The organism is Bradyrhizobium sp. 160 (assembly GCF_023073735.1).
GTDB lineage: Bacteria > Pseudomonadota > Alphaproteobacteria > Rhizobiales > Xanthobacteraceae > Bradyrhizobium.
On the sequence record NZ_JADPKD010000057.1, the window covers coordinates 153,399 to 173,409 of the forward strand.

13 protein-coding genes are annotated in these 20,011 nt (G+C 66.1%); 4 read left to right on the forward strand and 9 right to left on the reverse strand.

What is annotated here, in order from left to right; translation table 11 throughout:
* Positions 1-177 precede the first annotated feature (177 nt).
* Both IVA98_RS23580 and IVA98_RS23585 read right to left on the reverse strand, forming a co-directional pair.
* Positions 178-3,813: an AsmA family protein gene (locus tag IVA98_RS23580; protein ID WP_247306614.1), complete on the reverse strand. Its 3,636-nt coding sequence runs from the start codon at positions 3,811-3,813 to the stop codon at positions 178-180.
* A 279-nt stretch (positions 3,814-4,092) separates the two neighbouring features.
* On the reverse strand, positions 4,093-5,337 hold the full coding sequence (locus IVA98_RS23585) for a cytochrome P450 (RefSeq protein WP_247306617.1): 1,245 nt from the start codon (positions 5,335-5,337) through the stop codon (positions 4,093-4,095).
* A 131-nt stretch (positions 5,338-5,468) separates the two neighbouring features.
* On the opposite strand from IVA98_RS23585, the gene IVA98_RS23590 reads away from it, so the two are divergent.
* Positions 5,469-6,080: a TetR/AcrR family transcriptional regulator gene (locus tag IVA98_RS23590; protein ID WP_247306619.1), complete on the forward strand. Its 612-nt coding sequence runs from the start codon at positions 5,469-5,471 to the stop codon at positions 6,078-6,080.
* A gap of 98 nt (positions 6,081-6,178) precedes the next feature.
* On the opposite strand, the gene IVA98_RS23595 is transcribed toward IVA98_RS23590, so the two are convergent.
* From IVA98_RS23595 to IVA98_RS23610, 4 genes are all read right to left on the reverse strand, one after another.
* On the reverse strand, positions 6,179-7,477 hold the full coding sequence (locus tag IVA98_RS23595; protein WP_247306621.1) for an MFS transporter: 1,299 nt from the start codon (positions 7,475-7,477) through the stop codon (positions 6,179-6,181).
* 156 nt (positions 7,478-7,633) lie between these two features.
* Complete coding sequence (locus IVA98_RS23600; RefSeq protein WP_247306623.1) at positions 7,634-8,611, reverse strand: NAD(P)-dependent oxidoreductase; 978 nt, start codon at positions 8,609-8,611, stop codon at positions 7,634-7,636.
* Between the two features lie 12 nt (positions 8,612-8,623).
* Positions 8,624-10,477, reverse strand: coding sequence for a TRAP transporter large permease (locus IVA98_RS23605; RefSeq protein WP_247306830.1), 1,854 nt, complete (start codon positions 10,475-10,477; stop codon positions 8,624-8,626).
* Positions 10,478-10,499: 22 nt separating this feature from the next.
* On the reverse strand, positions 10,500-11,531 hold the full coding sequence (locus tag IVA98_RS23610) for a TRAP transporter substrate-binding protein (protein WP_247306625.1): 1,032 nt from the start codon (positions 11,529-11,531) through the stop codon (positions 10,500-10,502).
* Between the two features lie 418 nt (positions 11,532-11,949).
* On the opposite strand from IVA98_RS23610, the gene IVA98_RS23615 reads away from it, so the two are divergent.
* Entirely contained in the window at positions 11,950-13,419 is a 1,470-nt protein-coding gene (locus IVA98_RS23615) for a caspase family protein (RefSeq protein ID WP_247355626.1), read from the forward strand.
* A gap of 99 nt (positions 13,420-13,518) precedes the next feature.
* Here IVA98_RS23615 and IVA98_RS23620 read toward each other — a convergent pair whose 3' ends face one another.
* Together IVA98_RS23620 and IVA98_RS23625 are read right to left on the reverse strand one after the other, a co-directional pair.
* Positions 13,519-14,826: a Spy/CpxP family protein refolding chaperone gene (locus IVA98_RS23620; RefSeq protein ID WP_247306629.1), complete on the reverse strand. Its 1,308-nt coding sequence runs from the start codon at positions 14,824-14,826 to the stop codon at positions 13,519-13,521.
* Positions 14,827-14,924: 98 nt separating this feature from the next.
* On the reverse strand, positions 14,925-16,349 hold the full coding sequence (locus IVA98_RS23625; RefSeq protein ID WP_247306631.1) for an FAD-binding oxidoreductase: 1,425 nt from the start codon (positions 16,347-16,349) through the stop codon (positions 14,925-14,927).
* A gap of 85 nt (positions 16,350-16,434) precedes the next feature.
* Here IVA98_RS23625 and IVA98_RS23630 point away from each other — a divergent pair, with 85 nt between their 5' ends.
* Positions 16,435-16,941, forward strand: coding sequence for a thioesterase family protein (locus tag IVA98_RS23630; RefSeq protein ID WP_247306633.1), 507 nt, complete (start codon positions 16,435-16,437; stop codon positions 16,939-16,941).
* A gap of 3 nt (positions 16,942-16,944) precedes the next feature.
* On the opposite strand, the gene IVA98_RS23635 is transcribed toward IVA98_RS23630, so the two are convergent.
* Complete coding sequence (locus IVA98_RS23635; RefSeq protein WP_008556598.1) at positions 16,945-17,118, reverse strand: DUF1328 domain-containing protein; 174 nt, start codon at positions 17,116-17,118, stop codon at positions 16,945-16,947.
* Between the two features lie 238 nt (positions 17,119-17,356).
* Here IVA98_RS23635 and IVA98_RS23640 point away from each other — a divergent pair, with 238 nt between their 5' ends.
* Positions 17,357-19,924 (forward strand): ATP-dependent helicase, encoded by a 2,568-nt coding sequence (locus tag IVA98_RS23640; RefSeq protein WP_247306636.1) that lies wholly within the window; start codon positions 17,357-17,359, stop codon positions 19,922-19,924.
* The last annotated feature ends 87 nt before the right edge of the window (positions 19,925-20,011 follow it).

Here is a 20,011-nt window from a genome sequence, read left to right on the forward strand (position 1 = left end):
CCCGTAGGGAGAGGTCGGATCGCATCGAAAGATGCGATCCGGGTGAGGGTTACGGTTTCAGCGGATGCCGCCGCCCCTCACCCGGATTGCTCCGGACGATGCTCTGCATCGCCGAGCGCAATCCGACCTCTCCCCGCTGGGGAGAGGTGAAGACCGAGCCCGGCCGCGAGCACCGCCTCACGGATTCTGTGGCGTCAGCACCAGCGGCGGCTTCGGCTTGGGCTTGGCGGGCGGCGGGCCCGGAGCGGGTTTCACGTCGATCGGCGGCGGCAAAGGGGCAAGTTGCTGGCTTGCCAGCGGTGGGCTCGGCGCGGCGGGGGCCGCGTGCGGAGCTTTCGGCGTCGGCGCAACTTTCGCCTTGGCCGGTGCGCGCCGCGGATCCTGGCCCGGCAGGGGCACATTCGCCGGTGCCTGCTCCGGCGCGCCATCGGGAGAGACCAGTGTCGGCAGCGCGGCGGTGGCGGGCGGCGGCTCGCCGCGCTCGATCGCATCGAGCCGGCGCGTCTCGCGGTCGATGGTGCGCACGGCGAGCCAGGAAGACAGCGGCGCGAGATCGACGGTGCGATTGAGCTTGTCCGGAGGGCCTGCCGCGAACAGCTGGATCTCCGGCGGGGCGCCGGACAGTCCGGTCATGATCGGCGTCAGGCTGGCGCGGATGTCGGCCTGGTCGGCGGGAATGTCGTAGCCGCCGGAGACGATGGCGCGGGCGTTTTTCGCTTCCAGCGGTGTCGCGCCGACGCGCAGGCGCCCATCGCGGATCGTGAACGGGATCTGCGCCGAGGCGACCGCGATCGGGCCTGCCGACAGCGCGGGCTCGACCAGTTGCCGCAGCCGGTTGTCGTCACTGACCTGGCCGCCGTCGCTGGCACGGATGGCGATCTCGAAGGCGCGCGGATTGAGGCCGGCAATCTCGGCGGAATCGAGCGTCACCGTACCGTTGCCGGCGAGCGCGCCGGTGAGGGCCGCGACGCTACGGCCCTGGCTGGTCAGCGCCATCTGCACCGAGGCGCGTCCCTTGGGCAGCGCGAGATTGCGGTAGCGCAGCGCCGCCGCATCGACATTGCCGAGTTCGATACGCGCGTTCAGGGCCAAGCCATTTGCGCTATTGCGCGCATCGAGACTTGCCGACATCTCGCCGCCGCCGATGCCGCCCTTGAGCGCATCGAGCGCGAGCGACTGGCCATCGCCGCGGATCGTGCCGGCGAAGGGGCGCAGCTCGATGCCACCGGGCAATGTGCCGCGCAATGCCTGGAAGGCGATGCGGCCGCGCCACCCACCGATGAGCCCCGCACTCAACGGTTCGCCGGACTCGTGGCCGGCGGCGCCGATCGCCATCGCGAGCGCCGGCGCAAGATCGAGCGTATCGAGGCCCACCTCGCCATCGACACTCTTGTCCTGGTCCAGCGTCACCGTTAGATGGCCGCGCAGATGCGAGCCGGCCGCGGTGCTGTCGAGATCATCGAAGGTCAGGCGATTGCCGGACAGGCTGACGCGCGAGGACAGGCTGACTTTCTGCGCCGGCTTGTCGGCCGCGCTGGTCCCGAACAGTGGCGCCAGATTGGCATTGCGCACGCGCAGGCTCGCGCTGCCCTTGGAAGCCGGCCAGTCAAAATTGCCTTGCGCATCCGCATCCAGCCCGCCCGAGAGCTTGGCGTTCACTTGCAGCGGCCGGCCCCAGGCGCCGGTCACCTTGCCCTCGAACTGCGAAGCGCCCTCGCCTGCGGCCACCACGCGATCGAGGCCGAGCAGCGCCAGCAGCGCCCCGGCCTGCGGCGCCGATAGTTTCGTATCGAGTGTGAAGTCACTGTTGCGCAGGCGGTCGATGTCGAAGCCGCTGACGGCGGCCACCGGCGTCTGCGCGGCCAGCGTCGCGGTCGCCTTGAGCTGCGGCGCGTCGAGATCGAACACGGCGCGGGCGTCGCTGCGATCGGCATGCTCGGCATTCTTGTCGAGGCTGAGGTCGAGCTTCAGGCGCGTCGCGCCGGGCAATGCCGGCATGGCATCGAAGCGCCCGCGCACCGCGGGCGCAAACGGCTCGATCAGCGCCGTGAGCTCGTGCAGCGAATTGCCGGAGGATTTCAGCGCGAGCCTGCCGGTGAGCTGGGTGCGATCGAAGCTGCCGCTCGCCTCGGTGGTCACGCCGCTGGCTTGTCCGAACCGCAATTGCTCCAGCGATAGCGCCGCCGGGCCATAGCCGAGCTTTGCCGCAAACGGCCGCAGCTCCTGTCCTGCGGAGATGGCGCGGCCGATATCGAGCGAGAGCTTTGCCTCCTCCGGCCATTCGCCCTGCGGCCCGGCAAGCGCGCGCACAAAACTCGCCGCGGCATCGAGGTCGAGACGATCGGCCTTGAGCTCGGCATCGATCCGGGAGCCCTTGCTGGCGCCGGTCTGGACGAAGGCGATGCGGCCCTCCACCGCACCGCCCTCGATCTCGGCCTTCAGCCTGTCGATGGCGAGATGGTTGGCGGCAATCGTCACGTCGCCAGCAAGGCGCAGCGGCCGCGTGCTGCGCCGGTTGATCTCGCTGCGGCCCTGCAGCCAAGCCAGCAGCGTATCGGGATCGGACGATTCGACGCTGAGGCGGCCGCTGAAGCTGTCGGCGCCGGGAGTGGCGCCATTGAGCGAGAGCTGCGTCATGCCCGGAGCGCGCAGCTCGAGCCGCTGGAAGGTCCAGGATCGTCCGTCGGTCTGCAGCTCGGCGGTGATGTTCTGGAGCGGACGGCCACCGAGCATGATCTGGTCGGAGTTGAACTCGATCTGCGCCGGGATCGGCGCCTGCGGGATCGCGGCCAGCCCTGCGCGCAGCGCCGGCAGGACGCGCTGCGGATCGGCATCGTCCTTGGCAGCATCCTTGGCAGCATCCTTGGCCGCCAGCTTGTCGGCATCGACCTGCCGCGCCGAGAGCACCGCGCGCAGCAGCGGCGAGGCGCCGAACTTGAGGTCGCCGACGCCGCCGAGCTTCAGCGCGGCGTCGTCAGTACCGAAGTTGACGTCGATCTGGTCGAACTTTGCGCCGGCCGGATCGGCCTTCAGCTTCGTCGTGAGCTTCCAGGGCGTCGGCCCTACCTCGCCCGCCTTCTTTGTCGCGGGCACGGCCAGCGTCAGTGCGCCATCGAATTTCGGCAGGCGGTTGTCGAAGGCGAGCACGCCTTCGAGATCGGCGAGGACGGCGCGCTCGCCCGGGTCGATGTTGAGGTGGAGGCGGGTGGCGTTGCCATCGGCGCTCGGGCCGGAGGAGATGCGAAACGGATAGCGCACGCCGTTGGCGGTGAAACGGCCGTCGCCGCGCACCGAGCCGGCGAGCGAGCGCACGTCACCGGAAAAGGCGATGTCGCTCAGCTCCAGCGTCGAGCGGCTGGCGGCATCGTGCAGGGCGATGCGGCCGGTGAGATTGAGCCGCTCGATAGCGAGCGAGGCGAGATTGAAGGCACCGCTCGCGGTAGACGGCAAATCGACCCGCCCGCGCGCGTCCAGGCCGAGGTCGGCCGCCATGCCGCCGACCGAAAGCTCGGTGGCGCGCCATTCGCCGCGCATGAGAGAGCCAAGACTGAACTCGACGTCGAGCTTGTCGGCGCGCAGGCGGCCGAGATCGTTGTTGCCGCCGAAGGTGACCGCGCGCAGACGCAGCGTCGGCGCCGGCAACAGCCGCGCGTCGAGCTCGCCCGCCACCCGCACCGGCACGCCGATGATTCGGCTCGCCTCCGCCTCGAACTGGGGCCGAAACTGGTTCCAGTCGACGAAGTAAGGCCCGATCAACGCGGCCAGCAGCGCAATGATGAAGGCAATCGCCAATCCGAGCAGCGTCGTCTGCACGGGTCTCCCCTCGGCCAAAACGGCGCCCGGACCAGACCTTGCCCTCGGAAGGCTTCAGGCGGGCCGGAACAGCCCCTTATATAGGGGGAAGTATGGCGAAGTCACAGCGACCGTTGCGCGCGGAGGTTAACGGCGGCGCGAGGCCCTCATGGTGAGGAGGCGCAAAGCGCCGTCCCGAACCATAGAGGCCCCGCTCCGCCGGCGGCCATCCTTCGAGATGCCCGCTTCGCGGGCGTCTCAGGATGAGGATCTGCGCTCGCAGAACCAGCGCTGACGCCTTTACCAGCTTGCCGGCAACCGCTTCAGGCCGCGCAGCACGAAGGTCGGCCGCCATTCCGGGGTTTCGACATCGTCGATGCGCAAATCGGGCAGCCGCCGCAGCAGCGTCGCGATGGCGATCTCGGCCTCGATGCGCGCCAATTGGGCCCCCAGGCAGAAATGGATGCCCCCGCCGAATGACAGCGGCTTCACGTTTTGGCGGGTGACGTCCAACCGGTCGGGCCGGTCGGGATAGACCGCCGGATCGCGGTTGGCCGAGCCGAGCAGGCAAAGCACGGTCTCGCCCTTGGGGATCTTCACCCCGCCGAGATCGTCGATGTCCTCCAGCGCGACGCGCCCGGTCATCTGCACCGAGGAATCGTAGCGCAAAAATTCCTCGATCGCGCCCACCATCAGCTCGGGCCGTGCCTTCAAGAGCGCGAGCTGGTCCGGATTGCGGTGGAGCGCCAGCAGGCCGTTGCCGATCAGATTGACGGTGGTCTCGTGACCGGCGCCGAACAAGAGGATGATGTTGGCGGTCAATTCCTCGTTGGTGAGCTTGTTGCCGTCCTCCTCGGCCTGCACGAGCTGGGTGATGAGATCGTCGCCGGGACTGCGGCGGCGCAGCTCGAACAGCTGCTGGAAGTACATCTGGGCCATCAGGTTGCCGGCGTTGCCCTGCTTGATCTCTTCCGGCGACAGCGGCACCGGGTCGAGCAGCCGCCCGCCGTCGCGCGAGCTCTTGTAGAAGACCTCGCGGTGCTCCTCGGGGATGCCGAGCATGTCGCAGATGATGGTGACGGGCAGGCGGAAGGCAAAATCCTCGATCAGGTCCATGTGGCCGCCGTCGATCACCGCATCGATGGTCTGGTCGACGATCTCCTGGATGCGCGGGCGCATGTCCTCGACGCGGCGGGCGGTGAAAGCCTTCACGACCAGGCCGCGCAGGCGGGTGTGGTCGGGCGGATCGGCTTGCAGCATCCAGTGGCTCATGCTGCGGAACACCGGCTCGTCCATGATCTTTTCGCTATAGCGGCGCTTGGTGCGCTCGACGAAATCCTTGCCGAAGCGCTTGTCGCGCAGCACCAGACTGACATCGGCGTGTCGGCTGGTGACGAATTGGCCGAACGGCGTCACATGGATCGGATCGATCGTGCGCAGCCGATCATAATGCGGATAGGGATCGCGGATGAAGTCCGGCGACAGCGGGTTGAACAGCGGATCGCTGTTCGGGCCTGGATTCGCGCCTTGCACTTGCTCGTTCATGGTGACCTCAGATCGGTTGCCGCATGACACGCATACGCAAGGCTGCCCCACAGCCCGGCGTAACCATCCCCTTAGAATTATCAACTCAATACATTGTTGTATCGAGTTGCATTCTGCCCTAAGCTGCCGGGATGTCAAGGGTGAGAACCAGGCCCACCAGGGACGATACGCGCGACAGATTGTTCGAGGCGGCCGCGCGCGTGTTCGAGCAAGACGGCATTGGCGGCGCCAGCATCGAGGCGATCGCGGCCGCGGCGGGTTTTACCCGCGGCGCGTTCTATTCCAACTTCAAGAGCAAGGACGAGCTGATCATCGCCATGCTCGAGGACCATGTCGAGCAGTCGATCCGGCGCAACATGGACATCCTCGCGCAGCACGACAATCTCGACGATTTCATCGCGGCGCTGAAGACGATGGACCGCAGCAAGCAGGATCCACTCGGCCGCTCGCCGCTGCTGCACATGGAGATGATCCTGTTCGTCGCGCGCGCCGAGAAGCGCCGGCCGGACCTAGCAAAACGCCTGCGCGCGCGGCGCAAGCTGGTCGCCGACATCGTCGAGGCGACGTTGAACAGCAACGGGCGGAATGACAGTCTGAACCCGCCCTGGATGGCCGCCGTCGTGCTCGCACTGGAAGACGGCTTCCGCCTGCACCGGCTGATCGACCCCGAGACGACGCCGGCCGACAGCTTTCTGCGCGCGATCACGGATCTGCGGCGGAGGACCGGGTTGGCGTCGGAATAGGATGTGGCTTCGCAGGATCGTCGCGTTTCCACGTCCCGCCGAGACCCGGCGCTTAATGTGCCGCCAGGGCGAGAGCGACAATGCGGTGCATGCGGAACCTATTGTGCAGCTTCGCTCTGCAGCGCGTGCAGCCGGCCGGCCACCACCCGCACCTTGCGCGGCGCGGCCCGCCAGATCGACAGCGCCGACAATGCGCTCACGATCACGGCAATGCCGAAGGCGAGCGTGTAATCGCCGGCGCGATCATAGAGAAAGCCGGTCACCCAGGGACCGGCGGCACCGCCCGCCAGCGCGGCCAGCATGATCGTGCCAAAAATGCTGCCCTGGTGCCGGCCCTGGAAGATCTCGAACACCACGGCGCCCATGATCGAGGTGAGGCCGTAGCCGAGCGCGCCTTGCGTGAACACCATGAGATAGACCAGCCACAATGACGGCTGGAACTTCAGCGCCATCAGCGCCGCGAAGCAGATGGCAAAACCCGCGCAGCTGATCGCCCACACCCATTCCCTCCCGATCCGGTCGGAGACATGGCCGAGCAGGATCTGGCCGGGAATGCCGAGCAGGCTGACGATGCCGAGCGCCCACACCGCGACGCCAGGGCTGAAGCCGATATCGAGCAGGAATTTGGTCTGGTGCACCTGCACCGCGTACCAGATGTACAGGCCGCAGAAATAACCGAGCGCGATCCACCAGAATCGTGCAGTTGCAACGGCACGCTTCAGCGTCCATTCGGTGCCGGCCCAGACCGGATCGACGACATTGGAGACGGGCTTTGCCGCTCCCGCGAGCGGGGTGGCATCGCCGTCCGGCTCAAGGCCGATGTCCTCGGGGCGCTTGCGCAGCAGCAGATTGATCGGCGCCAGAACGATCAGGACCAGCAGCCCCATCGCGGTGCAGGCGGTGCGCCAGCCGGTCTGTTCGATCATGTGCTGCACCCATGGCAGCAGCGTCACGGAGCCGATGCCGACGCCGGCGAACGCAATGCCGATGGCGAATCCGCGCTTGCGGATGAACCAGTTCGGCAGGAACAGCGACTGGCCGGAATAGCCGAGACAGACCGAGCCGGCGCCGACCATGACGCCGATGGTGACGTAGAGGTGCCAGGGCGCGCTGGTGAGCGGCGCGAGCAGCAGGCCGCCGCCCATCAGCACGACGCCGAGCTCCATCACGGCGCGCGGGCCGGCGCGGTCCATGAGGCGGCCGATCAGCGGGCTGACCACGCCCGACACCACGAAGCCGAAGGAGAACGCCCCCGCAGTGATGCCACGCTCCCAGCCGAACTCGGAGATGATGGGAGGAAAGAACAATGAAAAGGCGGTGCGCGCGTTGACGCCAATGGCCATGGTGACGAAGGTCACGGCGACTACGACCCAGCCGTAGAAGAACGGAAACCGCATGTTTGTGTTTCATCCCTGGACGATCCTTCCGACCATCCAGAGATGCCCGGGTCAAGCGCTTTTCGTGCATGCCTCTTGAGCGGCAGCGCAATTTGCGCGCACCGCCGAGATCATCTCGAACGCCGAAGGAGCGACGTTCAAGCCGATGGATCTTCTTTAAGGCCGCCGCGTCCAGTGGTCGGCGTTGACGGCGCCTTGCGGGATCTCTCCCTTCACGATCGCTTCGACCTGACGCACCGTTTCCAGCGACTGATATTCGATTGCCTGCGGGGTCAGGCCACCGACATGCGGCGTGGCGATCACGTTCGGCAGTTTCGCCAGCTCGGGTGTCGGCATCTGGTCGGGCGCGCGGCCGACATCCATGGCCGCGCCGGCGATGCGATGCTCGATCAATGCCCGCGCCAGCGCCGCCTCGTCGACGAGATTGCCGCGTGAGAGATTGATGAACACGGCATGCTTCTGCATGCGCGCCAGTGCCGCTTCCCCAATCAGGTTCTCGGTCTGCTCGTTGGCAATCGCGAGGCAGACGACGTAGTCCGACACGGCGAGCAGCTCATCAAGACCGACCTGCCGGATCGCAGCGTCGCTGACGGTCGCGAAGGGATCGGCGACCAGCACCTCCATGCGCAGCACTTTTGCCACCTCGGCGAGATAACGCCCGATGCTGCCATAGCCGATGATGCCGATCCGGCTGCCCGCGAGCTGGCGGCCCATCCGTGCTTCCGCCTTGCGGCCGGCCTGGTAGTCGGCGGTGGTTCGCGAGACGCCGCGGGAGAGATCGACCATGAAGCCGAGCGCGAGCTCGGCCACCGCCTGCACGAAGCCCGGGCCGGCACGGGTCACGAGCACGCCCGCCCTTGATGCCGCGTCGACATTGACGTTGCGGACGTCGACGGCGCAGCGGACGAATGCACACAGGCGCGGCAGCTGCGCAAAGATCTCGCCGCGCCCCTCCGTCATGCGATCGGCAACGATGATGTCAACGTCCTTGGCCGCACGCACGAGCCCGGCAGCGTCGAGCGGCTCGTCGCCATCGTGCAGCATCACTTCGGCGGTCGCGCGCAGGCCATTCAGGCTGCGATCGCCGTAGTAGTTCCGCCGCATCTCCGGCGTGTGGGCGAGCAGGACTTTCACGACGACACTCCTTCAATAGCCGAACGCGCGCGGCAGCGCCGTCGAGAGCCACGGCACGAAGGCGATGACGAGCAGGCAGAGGAACAAGAGGCCGAGATAGGCCATGATCGGCTTCACCGTCTGCTCGATCGGCACGTTACCGATCAGGCAGGCGCCGTAGAGCCCGAGCCCGAGCGGCGGCGCGAACAGGCCGATGCCCATCGCGATGACAAGCACGACGCCGAAATGCAGGGGATCTATTCCGAGCTGCACGGCGACCGGCAGCAGCAGCGGTCCGAAGATGATGAGGGCGGCCGCGCCTTCCAGCACCGAGCCCATCACGATCAGCACGGCAATCGCCAACAGGATGAACAACCAGACGCCTGAGGTCTTGGACAGTCCCAGCATGAAGTCGCCGACCGCATGCGGCACCTGCTGCAAGGTCAGCGTGAAGGCCAGCGATTGCGCGGCGGCGACGATGAACAGCACGAGACCCGCGCGCGTCGCCGCCTGCACGAAGCTGTGCGCGGCGGACTTGAAGCCAAGCTCGCGGAACACCACGCTGCCGACGACCAGCGCATAGGCGACGGCAAAGGCCGAGATCTCCGTCGCGGTGGCAAAGCCGGTCTTGAAACCGAAGAAGATCATGAAGACCAGGCCGAACGAGGCGATCGCGCCGCTCCACAGGCCCGACACCGGCATCTGCGGCTCGACCTCCTCTATCTTGTCCGGCCGCTTGCCGAAGATGATGGACACCGCGATCAGCACCAGCGCCATCAGCGCCGACGGCAGGAGGCCTGCGACGAACAGGCCGCCGATCGACAGGTTCGCGACGAAGCCGAGGATGATCAAATTGATGCAGGGCGGAATGGTCTCCGCCATCACCGCGGACGCTGCAAGCAGCGCCACCGCGCCGCCCGGATTCTGCTTCGAGCGGCGCGCCGCCGGGATCAAGACGGAGCCGACCGCGGCGACGTCCGCCATCTTCGAGCCGGAGATGCCGGAGAACAGCACCATCGAGGCCACCATCACGACGTTCAATCCGCCGCGCATCCGCCCCACCGCGCGCTGCAACAGCTCGATCAGGCGCACCGACATGCCGTTGGCTTCCACGAGATAGCCGACGAGGATGAAGAAGGGGATCGCGAGCAACACGAAATTGTCGATGCCTCGCGCCATCTGCTGGGCGAAGATGACGCCGGGCAGCGCGCCCTCGACCCAGATGAAGATCAGCGCGGCGAGTGCCAGCGCAAAGCCGATTGGCAAGCCGCCGAACAGGGTGGCGAAGAAGCCGATCAGCATCAAGATGCCCGCCGACGGCGCCGATGACGGCGAGAGATAATCCCAGGCAAGATAAAGGCCGGTGATGACCAGGATGGCAATGAGGCCCCTGACGATATCAGGGAGCGGGCGTGTGCAGAGATGGTCGATCGCGAACACCGTCATGAACAGCGCGCCGACACCCATCGGATAGAAGGTCAGCTCCAGTGGCAGGCCGGATCCGGTGGTCTGTCCCGCCGTCAGCGAACCCAGCTTGATGGCGTTGTAGGCGACATAGCCGGAGATCAGCACGACCAGGAGCGCGCTGGCGGCATCGACAAGCGCCTGCAATCGCTGTGACAGCAGATCCCGGAAGAACGACACGCCGACATTCTCGCCGCGCGCGAGCGCGCTCGCCGCGCCGAAGAAGGCCGAGCCAACCATCAGTCCGCGCGCGACGTCGTCGGACCATTCGACCGGCGCGTTGAAGAAGAAGCGCAGCAGCACGGAGGCGCAGACCACCACGAGATCGGCGGTCAAGAGAATGGCTGCGATCGCGTCGCTGAGGCGAAGCAGCATGGTGATGCTCCCGTGGCGGCCGCCCGAGAGAGGCACGGCGGCTGTCATCGCCAGCTCAGATTTGGCCATCTCAGGCTTGCGTCGCGCGGATGATATCGATAACGGCCTTGGATTCCGGCCGCGCCTTGATGAAGTTCTCGGTCTGCGGCGCCACGCGTTTCCTGAACGCTTCACGGTCGCATTCGGCGACCGTCACGCCCTTCTCCGTCAACGCCGCTAACGCCTCCTTCTCAACCGCAAGCCCATGGGTGCGCGTGTCGGCCGCGGCCTTCTTCGCGGCATCGAGGAAGCCCTCGCGCAGCTTCGGATCCATGCGGTTGTAGGTCATGTCGCTGAAATAGATCGCGAGCGGCGAGAAATTGTGCTGCGTCAGTGCATAGAACTTCGCCGTTTCGAAGAATTTGCTGGCCAGGATGGTCGGCGGATCATGCTCCAGCCCGTCCAGCACGCCGGCCTGCAATGCCGTGTAGATCTCGCCGAATGCCAGCGGCGTTGCGGCGGCACCCATCAGGCGCAGGCATTCGGTGATGACCGGATTGGGCAGCGTCCTGATCTTCAGCCCCGCGAGATCTTCGGGCGTCTTGACCGGCTTCCTCGCCAGCACGCTGCGCGAGCCGAAATTATAGGCCCAGGCGATGATGCGGATGTTGCCACCCTTGAGCAGCGCATCCTCGATCGGCTTGGCGGCGCCGGCGTCGAACGCCTTGGTCTGCTGCGGAAAACTCGAGAAGAGAAAGCCGAGGTCGAAGGTGCCGACCAGCGGCACGAGATTGGCCGAGATCGACGAGCCCGACACCATGAGGTCGATGACGCCGAGCTTCACCGAATTGATGACGTCGATCTCCTGGCCGAGCTGGTTGTCTGGAAAGAAGGCGACCTCGATCTGCTCACCGAGGCCGTTCGCCTTCAGGCTCTTGACCAGATTGTCGTAGTAGACGCGGCCGTTGGCGTATTTGGGATCGTTCGGCAGCGAGGACGAGCATTTCAGTTTCAGCGTGGCAGCTTCGGCGCGGCCGATGATCGCGGGAGAGAGCACGAGGCCGGCGGTGACCGCCGCCGATGACTTGATGAACGCGCGACGGTTCACGGGCACGATGGTCATGGTGCGGCTTCTCCCCGATTATTCTTGTTCGCTGCGGTCGTTGCCGCAGCCTGTTGCGCAGACTGTATGGCCAAAGCGACGAAGCAGGCAAGGCTAGCGCCAGTCGCGGCAGGGCGGCGCGCGGTGACTGGCGGCAGCATGGGCCGATCGTGAAAACGTCGAGGTTATCCGGGATTATCGATGAGGATCGGCTTGCGCCCGATGTGTGAGGACGAGGGTTTCGTGCGGTGCCACGGATTGATCTAATTGGCGCATGGATCAATGCGCAATTGACATGGATAGCGAACGAACGATGCTCTCCTCCCGGCAGGTCCCCTGCCCCATTTTGCCGCGGCCCGCTGCGTGATCCAGCGCACAGACAGCATGATGGCGCAAACGTAGAAAAGGTGACATCGTCGCGCCGATGGAGGTGACGCCCATGCGCCGTCCAGTCTTTTCCAATTTGCTTCTAGCATCCGGTTTTTTTGCGCTCGCACAGTTGATGACGGCGAACGTCGCTGCCGCCGAGGCACGGCTCGCGCTGGTGATCGGCCAATCCGCCTATCGCACCGTCCCGGAACTGCCCAACGCCGCCAACGACGCCAAGGGCATGACGGCGCTGCTCGGTAATGCCGGCTTCACCGTCACCACGGCAGCCAATCTGGCGCAGAGCGAGATGCGTGCGACGATCTCGGATTTTGCCGGCAAGGTCAGCGCCAGCGGCGCCGACACCGTAGCTCTGGTGTTCTATGCCGGCCATGGCCTGCAAATCGACGGCGAGAACTATCTGGTGCCGGTCGATCTCGACCCCAAGCGCGAGGCCGACATTCCGCTCCAGGGCGTGCGGCTGAACGACCTGCTCAATACGCTCGGCGCGCTGCCGACGCGGGCGCGCATCTTCATGCTCGATGCCTGCCGCAACAATCCGTTCCCCGCGCTCAGCGGCGCCGGTCATGGGCTTGCGATCGTCGACACCAAGGCCGGCGCGCCCGGCTCCTTCATCTCCTATTCGACTTCGCCCGGCGCCGAAGCCGAGGACGGCAACGGCATCGACAGCCCCTATACCGCCGCCGCGCTGACCATCGCCAAGCAGCCCAATCTGCCGATCGAAGAGGTGTTCAAGCGCATCCGCGTCGCCGTGGCGCAATCGACCGACGGGCGGCAGATCCCCTGGGAAAGCTCGTCGTTGACCACTGATTTCAAGTTCTTCGGCGAGAGCAACGACCAGCCGCCTTCCCTTCCAGGCGCAAATTCGATGGCGCTCGCCAGCGCCACGCGCAGCGTCGAGGACTGGCGCAAGGATTTGCAGGGCAAGCCCGCCAAGGTCGCCTATGAGCTCGTGATCACCGAGGATACGGTGCCGGCCTATCAGGCCTATATCGAGCTGTACGCAGAGGACGCTCAGACGCCGCGCCTGCGCACGGTGCTGGAGCGGCGGCGGCAGATGCTGGCCTGGGAGCGCGCGGTCTCGATCAATACCCGCGCCTCGTTCGAAGCTTATCTTGCGAACTGGGACAACAGCGACTTAGCTGCGACCGCGCGCAGGCTGCTGCTTCGCGTCCAGAACCGCAATTATGGCCAGCCCGTTGCCGGCGCTGCGGCGCCAGCCCCGGTCGCCGTCGCAATGGCGCCGACCTGCCCATGCTCGACACCGTCGCCGCCAGCAACGCCGGTCAATCCGAGCGTCGCGCCCAGCATCAAGAAGCGCGTCGACGACACGCCGCCGAAGCGCAAGGTGGTCGAGACGCCGCCGAAGCGCCGGCCGCCGCCCGAAGAGGTCGTCTACGAGCGTGCGCCGCCCCCGGGACCGGCGCCCGGCGCGGTGATGCAAGGCATCGGTATCGGAATCGGCATGGGAATGGGCGGCCGCGGTGGAGATCATTATCGCGGCGATTACCGCAGATACTGAGCCGGCCCGGCACAAACAGAGATCCGGCTCGCGCCCATGTGGCGCAAGCCGGATCTACTGCAACAGCACCGGACGATGCGGCGCACGGCGTCGTCGCGTTCAGGACATGCGGCGCGGGCCGATGGCCTCGAACTGCGCCTTCTGCTCGTCATTGAGCGTGGCGTAGAAATCATCGAGCGCCGCGCGCACCGACTTGATCCCATCCAGCATCACGCCGAGGCGCTGGCGGATTGCGGACATGCGTGCCGGCGGTGTCATCACGTCATTGGGCTCGCAGGCTGCCTTGAGCGATGCACTGACCTTGGCGCTGGTATCCTGGAGCACCTGGAGGGCCGCGCGCTGGGTATCGTTCGGACGAATCCTCTCCTCGATCGTGGCGCCGGGCCAATCGAACGCGGAGGACGCGCTGCAATTCTGCACCGGCGATCCACTCGCATCGTTCGATGCGGTCGCGCGCCGCTGGTCGCCGGCCAGCGCATTGAAGCGCGCCTTCTGCTCGTCAGTCAGCGAACCATAGAACTTGTCGAGCGCAGGCTGGACCAGATCGACGGCCTTCTGCATGGCTTCGACACGCTGCTGCATTGCAGCGAGCCGGCCGGGCGCCGTCGCTGCGGCCTGCGTCGGACAGGATGTGCGGATCAGCGCTGCAGCGTCCATCGAGGCATTGCCGAGCGCATCGAGATCGGCGCCTTGCGCATCGCTCGGCTGCACCGCCGCTGCAATCTGATCGATCGGCAGACCGACGATGGCACGGCGGTCGCTGCCGCAGAGCTGATCGAGCGGCGCGCTGCGCGCCCGCCGTCGTCCCTGCGGCTGCTGCGGCAGATAGGCCGACAACCGATCATAACCGTAGGGGCCAAAAATGCCGGCATAAATGTCCGGATAACCGTAGCCCCAGAAGCCGAGACCGTCGCCCCAGATCGTGTAGTCGTAGACATCATTGTAGGCGAAGGGCCAGAACAGCGGTCCGACCCAGCCATAGCCGCCACCCGCATGCTGCCACCATCCGCTGCTTGCGCCGCTCCAGCCGGCCAGTGCGGCCGCGGTCGCGATCTGCGCACGCGCCACTGGATTGCTGATCAGCCGGCCGTTCCGAAATGTGCTTGAGTTGAGCGCATTGCGGAAGTTCGCGGGCCGTATCGCCGCGTTGCGGATGTGACCGAAATTGGGGCTGCCGCGCCGGGTGCCTGTTGCGAACCGCATCCCGCGGTGATGCCCGCCGCCGTGCGCGTGCCCGCCGTGGCCGCGGAAATGGCCGCCACCATGATGACCACCGCCGTGCCCGCCGCCGTGCCCGCCTCCGTGCCCGCCACCATGGCCACCGCCATGTCCGCCCTTCGCCAGCGCCGCGCCTGCCAGCATGCAGGCAAACGCCACCGCGGCAATTCCAACGACCGATCGCATCATCACGCCCTCCCGCGCAAAGCCCTGCCATTGAGGCACCGGAACTTGGCGGGAATGGAACCGGCAACGTTGCCGAAAGTTCCCGGTTCTGGCTGCGCGCCCTAGGCCTCCGGCACGATCTTGCCGGGATTGAAAATATCGAGCGGATCGAGCGCCTTTTTCAGCGCCCGCATCGCATCCAGCGCTTCGGGACCGAGCTCGGCCTTGAGATATTTCTGCTTGCCTTGGCCGATGCCGTGCTCGCCGGTGCAGGTGCCGTCCATCGCCTGCGCGCGCTCGACCAGGCGATGCATGAACTCCTCGCCGCGCGCCATCTCGTCGGGATCGTTGACGTCGCAGACCAGCGAGCAATGGAAATTGCCGTCGCCGACATGACCGACGATCGGCGACAGCAGGTTGAGCCGCTTGAGATCCTCCTCGGTTTCGCTGACGCAGTCGGCGAGGCGCGAGATCGGCACGCAGACGTCGGTCGCAACGACGCCGATGCTGTCGCCGGGCCGCAGCGCCTTCACCGACCAATAGGCATCATGCCGCGCCTGCCACAATTTGGTGCGGTCCTCTGGCTTTGTGGTCCAGGAGAACTCGCCGCCGCCGCACTCCTTCGCAATCTCGCCGAAGGCCTTGGACTGCTCGGCGACCTCGATTTCGCTGCCGTGGAATTCCATCAGCAAAAGCGGCGTCTCCGGCAGCGTCAGCTTCGAATAGGCATTGCAGGCCTTGACCTGCGCGGCATTGAGCAGCTCGATGCGCGCCACGGGAATGCCGGTCTGGATCGCCAGGATCACGGCTTGACAGGCGCCGTGCACGGTTTCGAATGACACCGCACCCGCCGCGATCGTCTCGGGGATACCGCGCAGGCGAATGGTCAATTCCGAGATGATGCCGAGCGTGCCTTCGGCGCCGACGAACAGATGGGTGAGGTCGTAGCCGGCGGATGATTTCTTGGCGCGCGTGCCTGTGGTGATGATCTCGCCGTCGCCGCGCACCACCTTCAAGGCCAGCACGCTGTCGCGCATGGTGCCGTAGCGCACCGCATTGGTGCCTGAAGCGCGCGTCGAGGCCATGCCGCCGAGCGAAGCATCCGCGCCGGGGTCGATCGGGAAGAACAGGCCCTGGTCGCGCAGATGCTCGTTGAGCGCCTTGCGGGTGACGCCGGGCTGGATCACGCAGTCGAGGTCCTCGGCATGCACCGCGAGCACCTTGTTCATGTCGCGCAGGTCGATCGAGATGCCGCCGGCGGGCGCGTTGACCTGGCCCTCGAGCGAGGTGCCGGTACCAAAGGGAATGACAGGGACGCGATTTTTGGCGCAGATCCGCACCACGTCCTGGATGTCGGCGGTCTCCTGCGCCATCACCACGCCGTCAGGCGGCTGGTTCGGAATCCACGTCGTGGTATGGCCGTGCTGTTCGCGAACGGCCTGCGAGGTGATGAGGCGGTTGCCGAAGCGTGCGGCAAGCTGTTCCAGCGCGCTTGTGAGGGCTTTCGGCTCCGGCCGCGGCGGATTATTGGTGATGGTCGTGCCCACGGAATTCCTCCCGACAGAAGGACCGTGGCAAAGGACATAAAATCGGTCAAGTCAAGGGACCGGACGCATGACTAGGGAAGGACATATGCCGGAGACTGCCGCCTCAGCGCCACAAGCCGAGCCATTCCGCGCCGCGATCATGCAGATCGAGCCGCAATGGATCGACTACAACGGCCATCTCAACATGGCCTATTACAACGTGATGTTCGACCGCGCGATCGACCAACTCTGGCTCGAGCTCGGGATCGGGCCGGCTTACATGAAGGAGCGAGGCGGTTCGACTTTCACCGCCGAATGCCATGTGCGGTATCTGCGCGAGATCCACCTCGGCGATCCCGTACAGATCTTCGTGTGGCTGCTGGAGGCCGACGACAAGCGGCTGCACACCTTTGAGGAGATGCGTCATGCAAGCGAAGGCTGGCTGTCGGCAACTTCCGAGAACATGTCGCTGCACATGGACATGAAGGCGCGGCGCGTTGCGCCATTTCCGCCCGATATCCGGGCGCGCATCGCCGCGGTCACAAAGGCGCACAGCACCCTGCCCCGCCCCGTGGGCATCGGCCGTAGCGTGGCGATGCCCGCGAAGCGGTAGCCGCTATATCCTGTTGCGGCCGCGCGCCAAGCCGACCACGGCCGAGACCAGGAACAGGACGACCGCGATGAAGAAGATGATCTTGGCGATCTCGATCGAGGCGCCGGCGATGCCGCCGAAGCCCAGGATACCCGCGATCAGTGCGATAACCAGAAACGTCACAACCCAGCCAAGCATGGTCAAACCCTCGTCTTGATGTCCGTCTTGCGTCTGGCGCGGCTGGCCGCGCCGCCTGCCCAGACAATCTCGACGCGAGAACGATGGTTCCGGCCCACGCAGGAGCGAAATTCGCTGCCTTCGCGGGAACAAATCGGCCCGCCGCGCACGTGGAAAACCCTGTCCATCGCCCCATATAGGGACTAATCCCTGTTAAGAAGGCTCCCTTCCGCCACCCCGCGGTGCGATCGTGGGGCCAATGATTCGCATGACCGAGCCGAGCAAGATCACCAACGTTCCCGACCACCAGCCCGCAGCCGGCGGCATTGCCGCGCGTGCGCGGGCCTCCGTGGGCCCGAAATATCTGTCCGGGCTCAATCCGGAGCAGCGCGAGGCGGTCGAGACACTGGACGGCCCGGTTCTGGTGCTGGCCGGCGCCGGCACAGGCAAGACGCGCGTCCTGACCACGCGCATCGCCCACATCCTGAGCCAGGGCCGCGCCCGCCCCGCCGAGATCCTGTCGGTGACCTTCACCAACAAGGCCGCGCGCGAGATGAAGCACCGGCTCGGCCAGATGCTGGGCCACGCGGTCGAGGGCATGCCGTGGCTCGGCACCTTCCACTCGATCGGCGGCCGCATCCTGCGCGTCCATGCCGAGCTGGCGCAGCTCAAGTCGAACTTCACCGTGCTCGACGTCGACGACCAGGTCCGGCTGCTCAAGCAGCTCCTGCAAGCCGAGAACATCGACGACAAGCGCTGGCCGGCGCGCATGCTCGCCGGGCTGATCGACGGCTGGAAGAACCGTGGCCTGATGCCGTCGCAGGTGCCCTCGGGCGAGGCCGCTGTCTTTGCCAACGGCAAAGGCGGCAAGCTCTATGCAAGCTACCAGGAGCGGCTGAAGATATTGAACGCCGCCGATTTCGGCGACCTGCTGTTGGAAAACATCCGCATCTTCCGCGAGCATCCGGACATCCTGCGGCAGTACCAGCAGCGCTTCAAATTCATCCTGGTCGACGAGTACCAAGACACCAACGTCGCGCAATATCTGTGGCTGCGGCTGCTGTCGCAGGCGCCGGCATCAACCAAAGCCGTCATTCCGGAGCGCGTCGAAGACGCGAACCCGGAATCTGGAGATGAATCCTCAGCTCGAGATTCCGGGTCTGCTCCTTCGGCGCATCCCGGAATGACGCTGGCGGCTGCAGGCCCCACCAAAAACATCTGCTGCGTCGGCGACGACGACCAGTCGATCTATGGCTGGCGCGGCGCCGAGGTCGACAACATCCTGCGCTTCGAGCACGATTTTCCGGGCGCCAAGGTCATCCGCCTCGAGCGCAACTACCGCTCGACCGGCCACATCCTCGCCGCCGCCTCGCATTTGATCGCGCATAACGAAGGCCGACTCGGCAAAACGCTGCGCACTGAGGACCAGGACGGCGAAAAAGTCACGGTGACGGGCTCGTGGGATTCCGAAGAGGAAGCGCGCGGCATCGGCGAGGAGATCGAGCAGCTGCAGCGCCAGGGCGAGAAGCTGAACGAGATCGCAATCCTGGTGCGCGCCTCATACCAGATGCGCGAGTTTGAAGACCGCTTCGTCACGCTCGGCCTGCCCTATCGCGTCATCGGCGGGCCGCGCTTCTACGAGCGCGCCGAAATCCGCGACGCGCTGGCTTACTTGCGTGTCATCAATTCGCCGGCCGACGACCTCGCCTTCGAGCGCATCGTCAATACGCCCAAGCGCGGCCTTGGCGACGCCACCGTGCAGATGCTGCACGATCACGCCCGCAAGCGCCGCATCCCGCTGTTCGAAGCGGCCCGCGCGGTGGTCGAGACCGACGAGCTGAAGCCGAAGGCGCGCGGCTCGCTTCGCGATCTCATCACGCAGTTCGACCGCTGGCGCGCCCAGCGCGAGGTCACCGCGCATACGGACCTCGCCCAGATCGTGCTCGACGAGAGCGGCTACACCGAGATGTGGCAGAAGGACCGTTCGGCCGATGCCGCGGGCCGGCTGGAGAACCTGAAAGAACTCGTGCGCTCGATGGAGGAGTTCGAGAACCTGCAAGGATTCCTCGAGCATATCTCGCTGGTGATGGACCGCGACGGCGGCGCCGAGGACGACGCCGTGTCGCTGATGACGCTGCATTCGGCCAAAGGGCTCGAATTTGATAACGTCTTCCTGCCCGGCTGGGAGGAAGGCCTGTTTCCGAGCCAGCGCACGCTGGACGAGCAGGGCCGCGCCGGCCTCGAGGAAGAGCGCCGGCTCGGCCATGTCGGCCTGACCCGCGCCCGCCGCCGTGCCATGATCTATTTTGCGACCAACCGGCGCATCCATGGCACCTGGTCGACCACGATCCCGTCGCGCTTTCTCGACGAATTGCCGGCGGCCAATGTCGAGATCACGGAATCCAAGGGCGGCTCGGCCTGGGGCGGCACCGGCGGCTATGGCGCCTCGCGCTTTGACGACATGGAGGCGTTCGGCTCCAGCTATTCGACGCCGGGCTGGCAGCGAGCGCAGGCCAACCGCAATCGCGGCGGCGGCCGCACCGGCGGCGGCAGCGGCGGTTTCGAGGAAGAGGCCGCCTCGTTCTCGTCTTCGTCCTCGCCCGATTTCGGCAGCTTCTCCTCGCGCCGCCGCGGGCCCCTGACCATCGAGGGCGAGCTGGTCGCCAAATCCACCGGCACGACGTCCGAATTCTCGCTGGAAGACCGCGTCTTCCACCAGAAATTCGGCTACGGCCGCGTCACCAAGATCGACGGCAACAAGCTCACCATCGCCTTCGACAAGGCCGGCGAGAAGAAGGTCGTGGACAGCTTTGTGCAGCGGGCGTGAGCGCCCGTCCCCTGTTGCAGCGGTGTTACGCCGCCGCCTTTCTTCCGCTCGCCCCTTGACCATCACGAACTTCCCCGTATCAGATGA